This is a genomic window from Streptococcus sp. 27098_8_66 (assembly GCF_041431945.1).
Classification (GTDB): domain Bacteria; phylum Bacillota; class Bacilli; order Lactobacillales; family Streptococcaceae; genus Streptococcus; species Streptococcus dentalis.
This window is the reverse complement of the sequence record NZ_JAPVYS010000001.1, coordinates 106,979-123,285: the sequence shown is the minus strand read 5'-3', so window position 1 is coordinate 123,285 and position 16,307 is coordinate 106,979. Positions and strand designations below refer to the sequence as shown.

Annotated in this window: 18 protein-coding genes; 3 read left to right on the top strand and 15 right to left on the bottom strand. The window is 43.5% G+C overall.

Going from position 1 to position 16,307, the window contains the following annotated elements:
- Positions 1-45 precede the first annotated feature (45 nt).
- The 5 genes from O3642_RS00655 to O3642_RS00635 all read right to left on the bottom strand — a co-directional run bounded on the left by O3642_RS00655 (position 46) and on the right by O3642_RS00635 (position 4,106).
- The gene (locus O3642_RS00655) at positions 46-1,107 is read right to left on the bottom strand and encodes a BMP family protein (protein WP_003001669.1); all 1,062 of its coding nucleotides are present in this window, start codon (positions 1,105-1,107) and stop codon (positions 46-48) included.
- 75 nt (positions 1,108-1,182) lie between these two features.
- Entirely contained in the window at positions 1,183-1,572 is a 390-nt protein-coding gene (locus O3642_RS00650) for a cytidine deaminase (protein WP_003007631.1), read from the bottom strand.
- Positions 1,559-2,221 (bottom strand): deoxyribose-phosphate aldolase, encoded by a 663-nt coding sequence (gene deoC / locus O3642_RS00645; protein WP_003001619.1) that lies wholly within the window; start codon positions 2,219-2,221, stop codon positions 1,559-1,561. Before deoC ends, O3642_RS00650 begins: the two co-directional genes overlap by 14 nt.
- Positions 2,222-2,238: 17 nt before the next feature.
- Positions 2,239-3,516: a pyrimidine-nucleoside phosphorylase gene (locus tag O3642_RS00640; RefSeq protein ID WP_049506549.1), complete on the bottom strand. Its 1,278-nt coding sequence runs from the start codon at positions 3,514-3,516 to the stop codon at positions 2,239-2,241.
- Entirely contained in the window at positions 3,513-4,106 is a 594-nt protein-coding gene (locus O3642_RS00635) for a class I SAM-dependent methyltransferase (RefSeq protein ID WP_037615364.1), read from the bottom strand. The genes O3642_RS00640 and O3642_RS00635 overlap by 4 nt, the downstream gene beginning before the upstream one ends.
- 90 nt (positions 4,107-4,196) lie before the next feature.
- Between O3642_RS00635 and coaA the strand changes: the two genes are divergently transcribed.
- The 3 genes from coaA to O3642_RS00620 all read left to right on the top strand — a co-directional run bounded on the left by coaA (position 4,197) and on the right by O3642_RS00620 (position 6,038).
- On the top strand, positions 4,197-5,117 hold the full coding sequence (gene coaA / locus O3642_RS00630; protein WP_003001846.1) for a type I pantothenate kinase: 921 nt from the start codon (positions 4,197-4,199) through the stop codon (positions 5,115-5,117).
- Positions 5,118-5,213: 96 nt separating this feature from the next.
- The gene (rpsT, locus tag O3642_RS00625; RefSeq protein ID WP_128861136.1) at positions 5,214-5,462 is read left to right on the top strand and encodes a 30S ribosomal protein S20; all 249 of its coding nucleotides are present in this window, start codon (positions 5,214-5,216) and stop codon (positions 5,460-5,462) included.
- Between the two features lie 66 nt (positions 5,463-5,528).
- Positions 5,529-6,038 carry a DNA topology modulation protein gene (locus O3642_RS00620; protein ID WP_003001866.1) on the top strand — a complete coding sequence of 170 codons (510 nt, stop codon included), beginning with the start codon at positions 5,529-5,531 and terminating at the stop codon, positions 6,036-6,038.
- A gap of 29 nt (positions 6,039-6,067) precedes the next feature.
- Here O3642_RS00620 and ldcB read toward each other — a convergent pair whose 3' ends face one another.
- The 10 genes from ldcB to uvrC form a co-directional block, all read right to left on the bottom strand.
- On the bottom strand, positions 6,068-6,847 hold the full coding sequence (gene ldcB, locus O3642_RS00615) for an LD-carboxypeptidase LdcB/DacB (RefSeq protein WP_155126016.1): 780 nt from the start codon (positions 6,845-6,847) through the stop codon (positions 6,068-6,070).
- A 10-nt stretch (positions 6,848-6,857) separates the two neighbouring features.
- Positions 6,858-8,645: a hypothetical protein gene (locus tag O3642_RS00610; RefSeq protein ID WP_371605164.1), complete on the bottom strand. Its 1,788-nt coding sequence runs from the start codon at positions 8,643-8,645 to the stop codon at positions 6,858-6,860.
- Between the two features lie 66 nt (positions 8,646-8,711).
- On the bottom strand, positions 8,712-9,791 hold the full coding sequence (locus tag O3642_RS00605; protein WP_155126019.1) for a DUF6574 domain-containing protein: 1,080 nt from the start codon (positions 9,789-9,791) through the stop codon (positions 8,712-8,714).
- Between the two features lie 164 nt (positions 9,792-9,955).
- Positions 9,956-10,240 (bottom strand): rhodanese-like domain-containing protein, encoded by a 285-nt coding sequence (locus tag O3642_RS00600; protein WP_070449063.1) that lies wholly within the window; start codon positions 10,238-10,240, stop codon positions 9,956-9,958.
- A 20-nt stretch (positions 10,241-10,260) separates the two neighbouring features.
- Complete coding sequence (locus tag O3642_RS00595; protein WP_320910639.1) at positions 10,261-10,752, bottom strand: prolyl-tRNA synthetase associated domain-containing protein; 492 nt, start codon at positions 10,750-10,752, stop codon at positions 10,261-10,263.
- A 12-nt stretch (positions 10,753-10,764) separates the two neighbouring features.
- Positions 10,765-11,349: a uracil-DNA glycosylase family protein gene (locus O3642_RS00590; protein WP_320910638.1), complete on the bottom strand. Its 585-nt coding sequence runs from the start codon at positions 11,347-11,349 to the stop codon at positions 10,765-10,767.
- A gap of 53 nt (positions 11,350-11,402) precedes the next feature.
- Complete coding sequence (gene pepV, locus O3642_RS00585; RefSeq protein ID WP_371605163.1) at positions 11,403-12,809, bottom strand: dipeptidase PepV; 1,407 nt, start codon at positions 12,807-12,809, stop codon at positions 11,403-11,405.
- Positions 12,810-12,843: 34 nt separating this feature from the next.
- A complete protein-coding gene (locus O3642_RS00580; RefSeq protein ID WP_003001591.1) occupies positions 12,844-13,449 on the bottom strand; it encodes a nitroreductase family protein in 606 nt (201 codons plus the stop codon).
- Positions 13,450-13,597: 148 nt separating this feature from the next.
- Positions 13,598-14,440, bottom strand: coding sequence for a metallophosphoesterase (locus O3642_RS00575; protein ID WP_371605162.1), 843 nt, complete (start codon positions 14,438-14,440; stop codon positions 13,598-13,600).
- Between the two features lie 10 nt (positions 14,441-14,450).
- Positions 14,451-16,286 carry an excinuclease ABC subunit UvrC gene (gene uvrC / locus O3642_RS00570; protein ID WP_369087673.1) on the bottom strand — a complete coding sequence of 612 codons (1,836 nt, stop codon included), beginning with the start codon at positions 16,284-16,286 and terminating at the stop codon, positions 14,451-14,453.
- Between the last annotated feature and the right edge of the window lie 21 nt (positions 16,287-16,307).

The following is a 16,307-nucleotide window of genomic DNA, read 5'->3' as shown; positions in this document are numbered from 1 at the left end:
CTTTAAAAGAAACGGCCCTTAAAGGGAGGGCCGCCCAATCAAATATTATTTTTCAGGAACTTTAAGAGATCCATCAAGGATTTTAGCTTTGGCATCTTCGACAGCTTTTTTAGCATCTGCAGAAAGGTTGTCAGTTGTCAAATCAACTCCACCATCTTTCAAGCTATAAGTAATCACTTTACCGCCAGGGAATTTACCGTCAGCAGCTTTCTTAGCCAAGTCTTTTACAGATTCTCCGACTTTCTTCAAGCTTGAAGCCAAGACAAAGTTAGATTTTTTACCATCTTTAGAAGTGTATTCACCTTCAGCTTTTTGGTCACGGTCAACACCAAGAACCCAAACTTTTTCGTCTTCATTTTTCTTCTCGTTCAAGTCTTTTGCTTCAGAGAAGACACCTGCTCCAGTACCACCAGCTACTTGGTAGATAACGTCTGCACCTGCAGCGTATTGTGCAGCAGCAATTGTTTTACCTTTAGCAGCGTCACCGAATGAACCAGCGTAGTCTACTTGAACTTTGATAGATGGGTCAACAGATTTAACACCAGCTTCAAATCCAGCGCGGAAACGAGTGATAACTTCACTTTCCATACCACCTACAAAACCAACTTGTTTAGTTTTTGTAGTTTTCGCAGCAGCGATACCAGCAAGGTAACCAGCTTCGTTGTCGGCAAAGACAGCAGATGCTACGTTCTTTTTACCTTCAATACGGTCGTCAATGATAACAAAGTTTGTTTCTTCGTTGTCAGAAGCCGCTTTTTCTACTGCATCACGCAAGGCAAAACCAACACCAAAGATCAATTTGTAGTCGTTAGAAACAGCTTCATCAAGGTTTGTCGCATATTGAGATTCATCTGTTGATTGGAAGTAGTCAAATCCGTTCCCTTTAGAAAGACCGTTTTCTTTCCCCCAAGCTTGCAAACCTTCCCAAGCAGATTGGTTGAATGATTTGTCATCCACACCACCAGTATCGGTAACGATAGCAGCTTTCAAATCAGTTTTTGATTCTGAGTTAGCGCTATCTTTTTTAGACGCACGATTTCCACATGCTGCAAGTCCGATAGCAGCGACAGTTACTAGACCAAGGCCTAGCCATTGTTTCTTGTTCATTACTGAACCTCCTAAATTATTGTGCAACATTGTTGCGAAGTATTGAAAGGGTCAAAAGACCGCCTCACAGACCTATTAAGTCAAGTCTGTAAAGGAATATGGAAGTAATTCCTTGACCGTCATCACGACCGTCGATTTATCTTTAGATACTAAGGTTACAGGAAGGTCTGGCTCAAAAAATTCAGCCATGACCTGGCGACAAGCACCACATGGAGAGATGGGCTTTTCTGTTTGCCCGTAGATAATGAGTTCTTGAAACTCGCGAGCTCCTTCAGAAACAGCTTTAAAAATGGCTGTCCGTTCTCCACAGTTGGTCAAACCAAAACTGGCATTTTCGATATTGACACCTGTATAGATTTCTCCATCCTTCGTTAGCAGTACAGCTCCAATTGGGAAATGAGAGTAAGGCACATAGGCCTGTTGACTCACTTCAACTGCTAAGTCAATCAACTCAGTAGTCGCCATGAGCCACCTTTCCTTCCATGATGGCTACACCAGAAGAAGTCCCGATACGGGTCGCACCTGCTTCGATAAAAGCAAGAGCATCTTCATAAGAGCGAGCACCACCAGAAGCCTTAACACCCATGTCGGGTCCAACAGTTTGACGCATTAAGGCTACATCTTCTACCGTTGCTCCTCCAGTTGAGAAGCCAGTTGAAGTCTTCACAAAGTCTGCGCCAGCTAACTTAGCAATTTGACAAGCAACGATCTTTTCATCATCGGTTAAGAGACAAGTCTCAATGATGACTTTGACCAGCTTATCACCGCTCGCTTCGACTACAGCTTGGATATCTTCCTCAACTAGTGCTAAATTCTTAGACTTAAGAGCCCCGATATTAATGACCATGTCAATCTCATCGGCCCCGTTTTGAATCGCATTTTTTGTTTCACACGCTTTGACAAATGGTGTATTTGCTCCTAAAGGAAAACCAATGACGGTACAAACTTTAACGTCTGAATCGCGCAAGCCCTCAGCCGCAAAATTCACCCATGTCGGGTTCACACAGACACTCGCAAAATCATAAGCCTTAGCTTCTTCGATCAGCTTTTCGATCTGTTCTTGTTGTGCATCTGGTTTTAAAAGAGTGTGATCGATATATTTATTTAACTTCATACAATCTCCTGAGCTGCTTAAGATATTATTTCAATAATTTCTTTAACGCTTTCAGCCCTTTCTAGTATTTTAACATTTTTTTTGAATTCTGTAACTCTTTCTTGTGAATTTTTTTCATTCATGAAAATGCGGGCAATGCGTTCCCCTTTTTTGACGTGCTCTCCCACTTTTTTGTCAAACACAATCCCTGTTTCATAATCGAGGGGATCCGATTTGACAGCACGACCAGCACCCAGGCGCATAGCAAACAAACCAAACTCCATGGCAGGTAAAGCAGCAATAACGCCATCTTGGTCCGCTGTTACTTCAAGGACCTGATCCACTTTGACGGGACGATGCAAATCTTCTAAGTCTCCACCTTGAGCCACAACCATTTCTTCAAACTTCGCTAAAGCCTGACCATTGGTCAAGTGTTCATGGATGGCTTCAATTGATTGATCTACATTGGCCAATTTCAACATGATTTGCGCTAATTCACAAATAAACTCTGTGACATCAGCGCGTCCTTGTCCTTTCAGAATATCCAGGGCTTCTAAAATTTCTAAACGATTACCAATGCTGGTTCCCAAAGGTTGGCTCATATCTGTAATGACAGCGATGGTTTTCCGACCCACTGCATTTCCAAGATCCACCATGGTACGTGCTAAGCGACGAGCATCCTCAATATTCTTCATGAAGGCACCCTCGCCTACCGTCACGTCCAAAAGAATGGCATCCGCACCTGCAGCAATTTTCTTACTCATGACGGAGCTAGCAATCAAAGGAATGGTATCCACTGTCGCCGTTACATCACGCAGAGCATACAAAAGTTTGTCTGCCTTCACAAGTTGGTCAGATTGCCCAATAACCGATAAGCCAATCTCCTGAACCTGCTGGATAAATTCCTCTTGGGTCCGTTCAATTTGGAAACCTTTAATGGATTCCAACTTATCGATGGTTCCACCCGTGTGGCCTAAGCCACGACCGCTCATTTTAGCAACCGGCACTCCAAAACTTGCAACCAGAGGCACCAAGACCAAGGTCACCTTGTCTCCCACACCACCAGTCGAATGTTTGTCTACCTTGATTCCTGGAATAGCTGACAGATCAAACTGTTGCCCCGTTTGGACCATCTTCATGGTCATATGGGAGATTTCTTCCGTCGTCATCCCTTTAAAATAAACAGCCATAGCAAAAGCGGACATTTGGTAATCTGGAACCGTTCCAGCCACATAGCCCTCAATCAGCCATTCAATTTCTTCCTTGTTTAAGGCAAGACCATCTCTTTTTTTCTGAATGATATCTACTGCTCTCATGATTCTTTCTCACTTCTTAAAATATAATAGCCCTTGTCTTTTTTTACTGTCTCACAATTGCCAAAGGTCTCTTCCATCTTGGCCTTAGCACTTGGAGCCCCTTGTTTTTTCTGAATGACAATGGTCAAGTCTCCACCTGGTTTCAAATGTTCAAAACTACCAGTGATCACTTGGTGAACCACTTTCTTACCAGCTCGGATCGGCGGATTACTGATCACATGGTCAAAGACCCCTTCTACTGCTTCATAGACATCCGAAGAAAAGATCTGAGCTTCCACGCCATTTCGGCTGGCATTTTTCTTAGCCAAGTCCAGCGCCCGCTCATTAACATCCACCATAGTCACTGCAACTCCTTGCGCTTTAGCGAGAGAGAGGCCAATTGGACCATAGCCACAGCCAACATCAAGGACACTTTCTCCTTCTTGAAAATCCAGGGTTGATAAGAGCACCTGGCTTCCATAGTCAATCATTTTTTTACTAAAGACGCCGGCGTCCGTATAAAAATTCATCTTTTGCCCCAATAAAACTACAGCCAGATCATGAATATCATGGGCTGCATCTGGGTTTACATCAAAATACATTTTACTCATAAGGTTATTTTATCATAATTCACTCCTTTTTTAAATCGTTTACATGACCTCTAAAAATTGGTATACTAAAGACTACAATAGGAGTGACATATGGACAAAGAATTTCTACATTTTGAAAAAATTAATCGGGAAACTTGGCAAAATTTGCACCGCAAAACCACCCCACCTCTCTCTCAAACAGAGCTCAATTCTATTAAAAGTTTTAACGACCGCATCAACCTCCAGGATGTACGTGACGTCTACCTGCCTTTGACAAACCTGATAGGCATCTACAAGCGTTCCAAAGAAGATTTGGCCTTCTCAAAAGGTATTTTCCTTCAAAAAACGAGTGAACGCCAACCCTTTATCATTGGGGTTTCAGGGAGTGTTGCGGTTGGAAAATCCACCACTAGCCGTTTACTTCAAATCCTGCTGTCACGAACCTTTGAAGGCTCGACGGTGGAGTTGGTAACAACGGATGGCTTCCTCTATCCAAATGCTATCTTAAAAGAACAAGAGATCCTCAATCGAAAAGGATTTCCGGAAAGCTATGATATGGAATTGCTCCTTGATTTTCTCAATCAAATTAAAAACAACAAGAGCGTAGAAATCCCTGTCTATTCCCACGAAATATACGATATTGTCCCAGATGAGAAGCAAACCATTTTACCGGCTGATTTTGTCATTGTAGAAGGGATCAATGTCTTTCAAAATCCACAAAATGACAGTCTCTATATGACCGATTTCTTTGATTTTTCAATCTATGTGGATGCCGCAGTCAATGATATCGAATCTTGGTATATCGATCGCTTCCAAAAACTCCTTGCATTAGCTCAGAATGATCCCAATAACTACTACTATCAATTTACAGAGCAACCCCTAGAAGAAGTTTTAAGCATGGCCCACCAGGTATGGGAATCCATAAATTTAGTCAACTTGCAATATTACATCCAACCAACCAGAAACCGAGCTGATCTGATTCTCCATAAAGCAACCAATCATGAAATCGATGAAATTTATCTCAAACGCTAGAGAAAATGGCCTGTTAACGGTACTTTTTTAAGGAAAAGCTATTTTAGGCTTGTCAAATCTTAACTTTTCATATATAATGAGATAGTTAGATTATCAATGGAGGTGAATAACTTGGCAAACATTAAATCAGCTATCAAACGCGCTGAATTGAACGTTAAACAAAACGAAAAAAACTCAGCTCAAAAATCAGCTATGCGTACTGCAATCAAATCTTTTGAAGCAAACCCATCTGAAGAACTTTACCGCGCTGCTAGCTCAGCTATCGATAAAGCAGAAACTAAAGGTTTGATCCACAAGAACAAAGCTAGCCGTGATAAAGCACGTCTTGCAGCGAAACTTGGTTAATCAAGAACAGCATAAAAATCAAGCTCTCCGGAGCTTTTTTTGTGCCTAATTTTTTGAGAGGTGCTTATGAAAATCGTTATTATCGGCTATTCTGGATCAGGTAAATCCACCTTAGCTGAAAACTTATCCCGCCACTACTCCATTCCCAAGCTCCACATGGATACCCTTCAATTTCAACCGGGCTGGATAGACAGTGACCGGGATACGATGGAAGGTGAGATGAGACAGTTTCTCAGCGATCATAAAGCCTGGGTCATTGATGGCAATTACTCTTGGTGCTGCTATGAGGAGAGAATGGAGCAAGCCGACCAGATTATCTTTCTCAACTTCTCTCGTTGGAACTGCCTCTTTAGAGCCTGGAAACGATACTGCCGTTATAAGGGACGCGTCCGTGAGAGTATGGCAGCAGGCTGCCCTGAACGCTTTGACTGGGAATTCATCCGTTGGATCCTTTGGGATGGACGAACAAAAAGTGCCAGAGAAAGGTATCAAAGCATCCACTCCACCTACCCTGAGAAATTTCTCTCTCTCAAGAATCAAAAAGAGCTAGATGCGTTTCTAAAAAACATACAATAAAAAGGTTGGGATATCAATCCCAACCTTTTTTATTTATCAACGTAATCGCCACCGGTGAAGCCATAGTATTCTTCCAGACTCAAGCCTGAGTCCGCGATATCTTGTGCTTCTTTTCCGATATAGCGGAGATGCCAGCTTTCTGGCATGTAGCCTGTCACTTTTTCTTTTCCTTCTTGGTAACGAACCACAAAGCCATATTTAGCGGCATTCTTGAGCAACCACTTACTTGGTCCAGGTTCTGTCACCAGATTACCACTGGTATCGATCAAATCAAAGGTCAAACCTGTCTGGTGTTCACTATAACCCGGTCTTGCGGAATAACGATCTGCTGCTTCCTGACCATCTTGATTGACATAGTTTTGATAGAGGCCAACTTGGGTGTCGTAGCTACGAAAACCACTGTATTGATCACTAATTGGATAACCCTCTGCCTGCATGGCTGCGATCAATTCATGAAGGGCTGAAACAGCTTCAGGATCTTCACCTGGGTTAAAGTCAGGCGACAAGGGATAATGTTTGTTGGCGATCATGACCTCACCATATTTCCCTTTTACACTATAGTAAGAACCATTATAGCTGACACCAGAGTCCACTTTCACATCTGACTTGCCAGCTTTTGACGACTCTTCTTTGCCAGTTTCTTTTGACGTATCCTTTGTAGAAGACGTTTCTTTGGAAAACTTGGTTTGCGTTTGTTTAGTTTCTTCTTTTGCAGAAGATTTAGAACTAGTGGATTGAGATTGGGAGCAAGCTGTCAGGGTTAACAAGGCAACTGTCACCAAAGTTAATTTGGAAAATCTTGCTTTCATGGGGAATCTCCTATGATTCTTTTGTTACGACAATATCCGTAATCACATAACTTGCACCTACTTTTTTCAAGGTGTAGGTCTTGTACTTGCGGTTTTGTGAATCTGGATGGCTATCTGTATAATGCACGGTAAAGTCTTCATAAGTCTTGATCGTCACCACACCATTTTCTTCCGTGACACTTTGAATGTCCAAAGCTCCTGGAGTATAGTAGTCAATTTTAGCCTTTCGAACCCCATCACCAGTTGTGAATTCAACCATGTCCTTGTAGGCTTGACTTTGTGTGTCATAGTATTTAGAGTAGGTGTTGTTTCGATTTGAAACTGAGCTAAAGACAGCGTCGCGGTACTCTTTCAAGAACTCTTCTGCCAAGGTCCGATTTTGTTCTTCTTTGGCTGCTTGCGCTTTCTTAGCATCTTGTGCACTCTTGATGCGTTTTAGGGTATCTTTGGCTAGTTTAAGTTCGATCGGATCGTTCTCACCCTCTTCAATCGTCACCTTAGCCTTTTCAGTTGTATAGGTTTCCCCATTCATGTTGAAGACGGCATGTACTTCAATTTCTTGATAAGGGATGCTATCTACCTCAAAGGTCGTGCTCGTTCCGACTTCTTTGCCGTTGACCACAACCTTCACATCTGTTGGGTTTTCAACTTCATCTGGAAACTCAACTTCTAAATTGCGTTTTTCAGAATTCAACTGCAATTCTAAATTATTCTTGGTTGCTTTTTTAGGATTGAGATGGATCTTAGAAGTAACATTTCCGACCTCTGTTTTAGCAGTTAATTCCATTTCTTTTGTATTGTAATGGAAAGAACCAAGATCTGTCACTGCATCTTTTTTCAAGGTTACCGTTTTATTGGCAGCCACTTTGAGTTTGGCTTGGTCCAAATTGGTCTTGACCTTCACTTGTACTGGATAGCTGGCCACACGGTATTCTTGGAAGATTCCAAATTTCTTGTCCGCTTTTTCCAAACCAAAGATCTTGTTTCCAGATTTATCCGTATAGCTGCCTTCTCCACCATTATCAATGATCTTGTTCAACTCTGTGCCGATATCGACCCCTTGATCTTCCATGCTGGTAATAAAGCTTTCGGCTTCATCCTTTGTCCATTTATCGTTATCGGTTGAAAGTAGATCTGCTGCTTCGCGATAATCCTTGGTGTCCACTGCCTTAATAAATTTATCTGCAGTCACTTCGACACGCGTTGTTGACTGGAAGTAAAAGAAGGCTGCTACCATAGCGATCACAAGGACTGCAATAGCAGAAATAATCCCAATTTTCTTCTTGGAAAGTTTCTTTCCACCCTTCGTTTTAGGAGCCTTTTGTTTTTTCTGAGCTGGACCTGCTTCTGTAACATTTGGACCAGCAAAGACCTGCGTTTGCTCAGCAGCAAGTGGAGCCGTATACGCTTGAGTCGGCTGTTGAGGCACATATTCCTGTGTTACTTCTGTTGCATCTAGGTTCGCAAATTCTGCTTCAGGAACAGGTCCTACAAAAAACTCAAAGTTTTGACTTTTAGCCGCGGTAAATTCTTCTGCACTTGGCTTGCGCCCATAGGTTTCTTCAAAATGTTGCAACCAAGCCTGACGAGCTGCTAGAAGTGGATCAACATTCTTCACTTCTTCAACTGGTTCAAGCACTGGTTCCTCAACAGGAGCGACTTCCTCTGCTGGGGCATTCCCTGCGATAGACTGAATTTGTTTCAAATCAAATCCACAAGCTTTCCCAGCCATAAACTCTTCTGGTGACGGTTTGCGACCGATCACTTTTTCAAATAATTCAACCCATTTCTTTTGCATGGATCTCTTCTCCCTCATTATAAAATAGGGAAAGTGGGTCCCCCCACCTTCCGTTTTGTGATATTGTTAGAATCCAAAGTTAGAGAAATTTGGAGCACTTGGAATAAATCCTACGGCTACTTGTTCTAAAATACGAGCATTCACATAAATGACAAAGATGGCAATGAGAAGCAAGACAACAAATGATGCTACTAGAAGTAAGAATTTATCTGCTTTAAAGCTTGTCTTGTTCAAACCTTGATGAACAACATAGCATGTTCCAACAAAGAACAAGAAGAAAATAAAGAAATTTACAAAGCCATAAAATTCATAAACTTTTACAAGACCTACTAAGAAAGCAAGAAGGGCAAGTGGCAAAGTGTAGACAGACAAACGTCCAAATTCTTCAAATGAACGACTATAACTGTATTCCTTATCTTGAAGAAGTACACGGCGAACAAAGAATCCTGCTACTTGGAAGGCGTAAACGCTAAAGAATAGGGAAATCAATGTCAACATAAAGGCACGGAAATCCATTCCATAACCACCTGTAGCTCCACTAGCTGTGAAGAAAGTTGATAGGGTCAAGACAAAGGCAGTTAAGACATACTGTAAAATTCCGTTAAGAGCTTTTGGATTTTCTACAGCAGTTGGACGTTTCAAAGCTGAAAGGAACCAATTCCAGTAACCACCAACGGCTACACCAAATTGACTTGGTTGGCCAGGATAAGGTTGTCCTGGTTGACCTTGGTAAGGAGCTTGTTGATAAGCTGCTTGAGTAGGTTGTTGGTAAGCTTGTTGTGGAGCTTGTTGGAAAACAGGTCCATTCGTTGGAGCTGCTTGAGGGGCAGGCTCTTGAACTGGAGCTGCGACTGGCTCTTCAAAAGGTGCAGTTGGGGCTGCAACAAACTCTGGGGCTTGAGGAGCTGCAACTGGTTCTTCAGTAGGGGCAGTTGGCGCTGCGACAAACTCTGGGGCTTGTGGAGCAGCAACTGGTTCTTCCACAGGTGCAGTTGGCGCTGCGACAAATTCTGGAGCTTGTGGAGTTTCTGGAACCACTACTTCTTCTTGAAATTCTCCTGCAGCCAGTGCTTGAGCAATTTCTTCTGCACTAGCAGAACGACCATTTACGGCTTCGAAATAATCCAGCCAATCTTGTTTTGACATAATGAATCTCCTTAACTATTGTTCATACTAGGATATTATACAAAATTTCTTAACCATTTTCAATGAAAGACTGGAAAATCCCTGTAATATCTTTTGAAAAACATACAAATTCTACTCATTTTTAGAAATTAGTAAAGAAAAAACCTCTTTTCAGAGGTCATTTTTTAGGATTCAAATGCATCCATGCCACCTTGGACGTTGGTCACATCATAGCCTTGCTCTTCCAAAAATTGGCAAGCGCGTGCTGAACGTCGACCTGACTTGCAGATGACATAATAGGGATGATCCTTCTCTAATTCCTGGTAGCGATCTGCTAACTCAGATAAGGGAAGAAGACGAACCCCATCTAAGTGAAGGGCATCATATTCCTCCTGCTCGCGTACATCAAGAACGTGTAAGTCTCCTTTTTGATAAGCTTGGTAAAAGCTTGAAAATGGAATTTCTTTCATGATTTCTCCTATAAGTTATGTTATGGAAGGGTTAGAATTTCATAGCTAAAGCCAATTGACTCTAAAAATCGGAACAAGTCTTGGGTTTTAATAAAGATCGTTTTTTCGTTGGTATTGGGATGGAAGGTCATGATCTCCTCTGACACAATGTCTTTATCGAAATATACTCGAATATCTTTTTCTTCATTGTTCAATAAACCAAATGGAGAAACCGTTCCTGGCGATAATTGCATTTTTTTAGCTAAAGAATCTGCTGAGGCCATGCGGATCCGGTTGGCTTCCACTTGCTCTTTGAAATCATCCATATCCAATGGCTTCTGGTCATCCATGATGAGCAGATAGTATTGGGTTTTCTTCTTGTTGGTCAAAAACATGGTCTTGGTCCGGACACCTTCTAAGCCTTCAATATAAGAATCCGCCTGCTCCGTCGTAAAGGCAGGTGGGTGTTCCACCACATCAAATGAAATTCCTAACTCATCTAATTTTTCTTTAACTTGTTGATAAGGATCCATCGTCGCTCTCCTTTATTTTTGAATGATCTCTTGTACTAAGGTTTGCAATTCCGGCACCACCTTTGCCTCAAACCAAGGATTTTTAGCCATCCAGATTTGATTGCGAGGGGAAGGGTGAACGAGTGGAAAATAGGTTGGCAAATAATCTTTAAAATGGTGGACCCGTTCGGTTACTTTGCCACTAACCTTCTCATGAAGGTAGTATGCTTGGGCGTATTGTCCAATTAAGAGTGTCAACTCAATATCCGGACACTCTTTGAGAAGTTGAGGGTGCCACTTTTCCGCAAAGCCTTTGCGAGGTGGAAGGTCACCAGATTTTCCATGCCCTGGGAAATAAAAATCCATGGGAATGACCGCAAACAAACCAGAATTATAAAAGGTGTCTTCGTCAACTCCTAACCATTCGCGCAAGCGATCACCACTCTTATCCTTCCAGTAAATGCCTGCTTCTTGTGTTTTCAGTCCAGGTGCCTGTCCGATGATATTGATGCGAGCTGTCTTTGGAGCTGCAAAGAGTGGCTCGATTCCTTTATCCGTATATTCTTTATTTTGAGGATCTGCCATAATGACTTGTTTAATGGTTTCAATCCTTGACATAAGTCCTCCTTCTATGGAAAAACTCAGCCAGAAAAAACTGGCCGAGTAGTGGATTATTTGATTAGTTCATAGATAGCTTCTGCGTAAATAGCAGCTGCACGATAGAGATCTTCGACATCTGCGAACTCATTAGCTTGGTGCATGGTATTGACATAGTCTGGGAACATAGCACCAAAGGCAACCCCACGTTTCAAGAGACGACCAAAGGTACCACCACCGATCACTTGTTCGTGTCCTTTGAGGCCAGTTTGTTTTTCGTAAACACGCAAGAGAGTGGATACCAATTCGTCATCCATCGGAACATAGTGAGGTGTGTGACCATGAGCGGACAAGCTTACTGTAGCCACTCCTTCAATCTTTTCAAGGGTGGATTTGATGGTTTCAGGATCTGTACCTTGGGGGTAACGGATATTGAGGGCAATAGTGTTGTCTGCTTGGCTATCATCAAAATGGAAGACACCTGCATTCATGCTCAATGGTCCCATTTTGGCATCCGTATAGGCAATACCTAATTTTTCACCAGCAAAATCTTCGTGAAGAAGTGAAGCTGTCACATGAAGGTAAGCCTTAGCAGCACCACCAAAATCAAATTGGTTCAACAAGAGAGCCAAGTAGGTCGCACCATTGATTCCATCTTCAGGAGTTGATCCGTGAGCAGATTTCCCGATAATCGTAACGGTATAGGTTTCTTCGTCAACAGTTGAAATTTCATACTGAAGCTGGTGTTCCTTGGCAAAAGCATCTAAGAGGCCAGCAAGATCTGGAAGTTGTCCAGAAACCACTGCAGTCGCTGATTCTGGTACCATGTTTTCACGAAGACCACCTGTAAAGCTATGAAGATGGGCACTTCCTGTGTTATCATTTCCAAAATGAAGGTACTCAGTGATGTTTCCTTTTTCCCCATTGATGATTGGGAATTCCGCATCTGGTGAGAAGCCAAAATCTGGCTCAGGAAGTCCGACGTGTTTGAAATAGTAATCCATGTCTCCCCATCCTGATTCTTCATCCGTACCGACAACAAATCGCACGCGCTTAGAAACAGGGAGTCCTAGGTCTTTAATGATCTTCAAACCATAGTAGCAGGCCATTGTAGGCCCTTTATCATCAGACGAACCACGCGCATAGAGCTTGCCATCGATAATTTCTGGTTTGTAGGGATCCGTCTTCCAACCACTACCAGCAGGCACGACGTCCATATGGGCAAAGATCCCAAGCTCTTCTTCTCCTTCACCAAAAGTAAAGTGACCGGCATAATTGTCGACATTCTTGGTTTCATAGCCATCACGTTTGGCAATTTCCAAGAATTTTTCAAGAGCTTTTACAGGACCAGGTCCAAAAGGATGCTCCGCATCTGCCTTGCTGTCATCGCGTTCAGAATTGATTTCCAAGAGGCTGTATAGGTCAGCCATCATCTCATCGCGACGTTTTTCTACTTCTGCTTTAAAGTCAACTGTTGTCATGAATTCCTCCTCGATCTTCTATTTGCTAATTGGCTTAGCGTTTGTCAATGATTTCGTCCACTGGTAAGCGGTAGCTTGGCTCTACTTTTTCAGCCGCATAGCCAACCGTAATCAAAACTTCTGGACGGAAACGCTCTTCGATGTCCAATACTTCATTGATTTTTGATTTATCAAATCCCAAAATAATATTGGTTCCAATGCCTTGGTCCGTCAAAGCAAGTACCAAGTTCATAGCCACAAGACCGGCATTCAAAGCCAAGTAATCGCTTGTCTGTTGGGCATCATAGCGCGCAAATTCGGCAGGAAGATTTTGCATAAAGTATTGCAACTGCTCATCTGTGAAGTTTTTCACCCCACCGACACGCGCAATCTTGCGAGCCCGTTTTTGCAAATCAGTATCTGTAAAGAGGGCAATGGTCACAGGTGCTTCCATGACTTGATCGTAGTTTGCACCATAGGCTAATTTTGCCAATTCAGCATTTTTTTGACGAACGACCACAAATTTCCAAGGCTGGCTATTGTGGGCGCTAGGGGCCAATGTTGCGATCTCAATGGCAGTCCGTACATCCTTTGGATCGACCGGTTGGTCAGTGAAATGCTTGATCGCATGGCGTTTTTTATTGAGCTCTAGAAATTTCATAAGCTTCTTCCTTTTCTATTTCTGTTACCTCTATTTTAACACAAAATGAAAGAGCTTGCAGGGTTTTACAGCCTAAGATTGTGAAAAAAGAAGCAGACATTTTGAAGATCCGCTTCTTTGTTATAGGTTGAATACACAAGAGACCCATCTATGATTCATTAGAAAGATTGAAATAGGCAGCTACTTCTTTGGCATAACCGTATTTCTCAATTAAGCTAGTTAGAAGCTCGATGTTATGGCCCCGATAGTTATCCTCGCGTCTTAATTCTTCGTACATCTCAATAAAGGGAAGGCCCTTGTCCTTAGCATCTTGGAGCTCTGCTTCATAGTCATAGGCCACCTTACGAAATTGCAGGTTGGTCACCCCATCTTCTTCGACATCAATCAGTGCATACTGAGCTCTGTGGTTTTGAATTGGTTCCCAGTCGAAATAAGGCATGCCAATAGTCCCTGGATTGAGAATCTGCTGGCCCTGACTGCCATAGCGAAGTAACTGCTTGTGGACATGACCGTAGATCGCCACATCCGTCTGATCATCCAGCAATTGGTCAAAGTTCTCCGTCGCATTTGCTGGACGCAAGTCCCCACCATAATTCTTTTCTGGTAAATTATGAGTCAGTGAAAAGCGAATGCCATTGACCTCCTTCTTCTCTACCAATGGAAGCGAACGAAGCCAATCGATCCGCTTAGGATCTAGTCCTTCCATGAGATACTGAGTGAGTCGAAGAAGTTGGATCTCCTGCGGATCCTCAAGCCCGTACTCGCCATCCAAAGCCTCTAGGACACAATCGTCCCAATTTCCACGAACAGCCGCTGTAATAGGAATCGCATCCAGCAACTCAAAAAGGTCCTCTCTTCCAGGCCCCGGAAGCAAAATGTCCCCCAAAAGCCAGTATTCCGTTGCGCCTAGAGCACGCGCATCCGCAATCACTGCCTTGAGGGCAGTCGTATCTCCGTGAATATCAGATAAAATAGCGATTCGATGGTTCATTATAAACTCCTTATGATTGGTATGGTTCAGAAGCCTCCGCCACTTCCATCAAGGGACTTGCTTCTTCCTGCTTTCCTTGTTGGAGCTTGGCTTGCACCGCCTCCGCGACTGCTCGCGGGATGCCGACTGTGACAATCTCATCTACAGTAGCTTCTTTGATCTTGGTCAGCGACTTGAAGTGCTTCATCAGCAACTGCTTGCGTTTTGGTCCCAAACCTTCGATGCCGTCCAGCTGGGAGGAGAAGGAATTCTTGGATCGGAGCTGGCGGTGGAAGGTGATGGCGAAACGGTGGACTTCATCCTGGATCCGTTGGAGGAGGAAAAATTCCTGCGAGGTTCGAGAGAGTTCGATGACTTTAAGGGGATCACCGAAGAGCAATTCATGGGTCTGGTGCTTGTCATTCTTTTGCAGACCTGCAATGGGAATATCTAACCCCAACTCTTCTTGGATCACCTGTTTAGCGATATTGACCTGGCCCTGACCCCCATCGATAACGATCAGATCTGGTGGCGTCAAGCCATCTCTCATGACGCGGCTGTAGCGTCTGCGGATGACCTCCCGCATGCTGGCATAGTCATCTGGTCCGACGACGGTCTTGATCTTGTACTTGCGATAGTCCTTTTTACTTGGCTTCCCATTGACAAAGACCACCATGGCTGAGACTGGACTGGTCCCCATAATGTTGGAGTTGTCAAAGGACTCAATGCGCACAGGAGTTGGGATTTGCAGGAGTTTTCCAAGGTTTTCAATAGCACCTTGGGTCTTCTCCATCGATTTTTCAAGGAGATTGAACTTCTGCTCCAGACTGACACGCGCATTTTTAATAGCCAGATTGACCAACTGCTTCTTCTCCCCACGCTGGGGCTTGAGAACCTTGGTATCCACTAGGACCTTGACCGCTTCCTCATCGATGTCTTGAGGGATCAGGATTTCATTGGGGATCAGGTGAGATTTCTCCTGGTAAAACTGCCCCACATAGGTCAAAAAATCCTCGTCTGGATCATTGTAGTAAGGAAAGAGATTGACGTCACGCTCGATCAGCTTGCCCTGACGAACAAAGAAGACCTGCACACACATCCAGCCCTTGTCCACGTAGTAGCCAAAGACATCTCTATTCTGCAAATCCTTGGCCATGACCCGCTGTTTGGTCCGTAGGGTCCCGATGGCCTGGATTAGATCGCGGTACTCGGCCGCCCGTTCGAATTCCATGTTTTGCGCAGCGGTATTCATCTTGAGCTTGAGCTCATCGATAATCTTGTCATCCTGCCCCTTGAGGAAATCAGAAACCTCCTGGGCCATGCCCTTGAAATAGGCCTCGTCCTTGTGGCAGACCGTGTGGGCCATGCATTGCCCTAAATGGTAGTAAAAGCAGACCTTGGAAGGCAGATTGGTACACTTGCGGAATGGGAAAATCCGATCCAAAAGCCTCTTGATCTCATTGGCCGCTCCCACATCTGGATAGGGACCAAAATAGAGACCACCATCCTTTTTCACCTGGCGCGTGATGATGAGGCGCGGATAGCGCTCATTGGTAATCTTGATGAAGGGATAGGACTTATCGTCCTTGAGCATGATATTGTACTTGGGCTTGTTCTCCTTGATGAGGTTGATCTCAAGAAGCAAGGCCTCAATATTGGACTCGGTGACGATAAACTCAAAATCCACAATCTCAGATACTAGTGCTTCTGTCTTAGTATCGTGGCTTCCTCTGAAATAGGACCGCACCCGATTGCGAAGATTCTTGGCCTTCCCCACATAGATGATGGTACCGTTCTTGTCTTTGTGAATGTAACAGCCCGGACTCGTCGGCAAGAGCTCGAGCTTGGATTTAATCAAGTTATTCATACTCTCTATTATAGCAAAAAA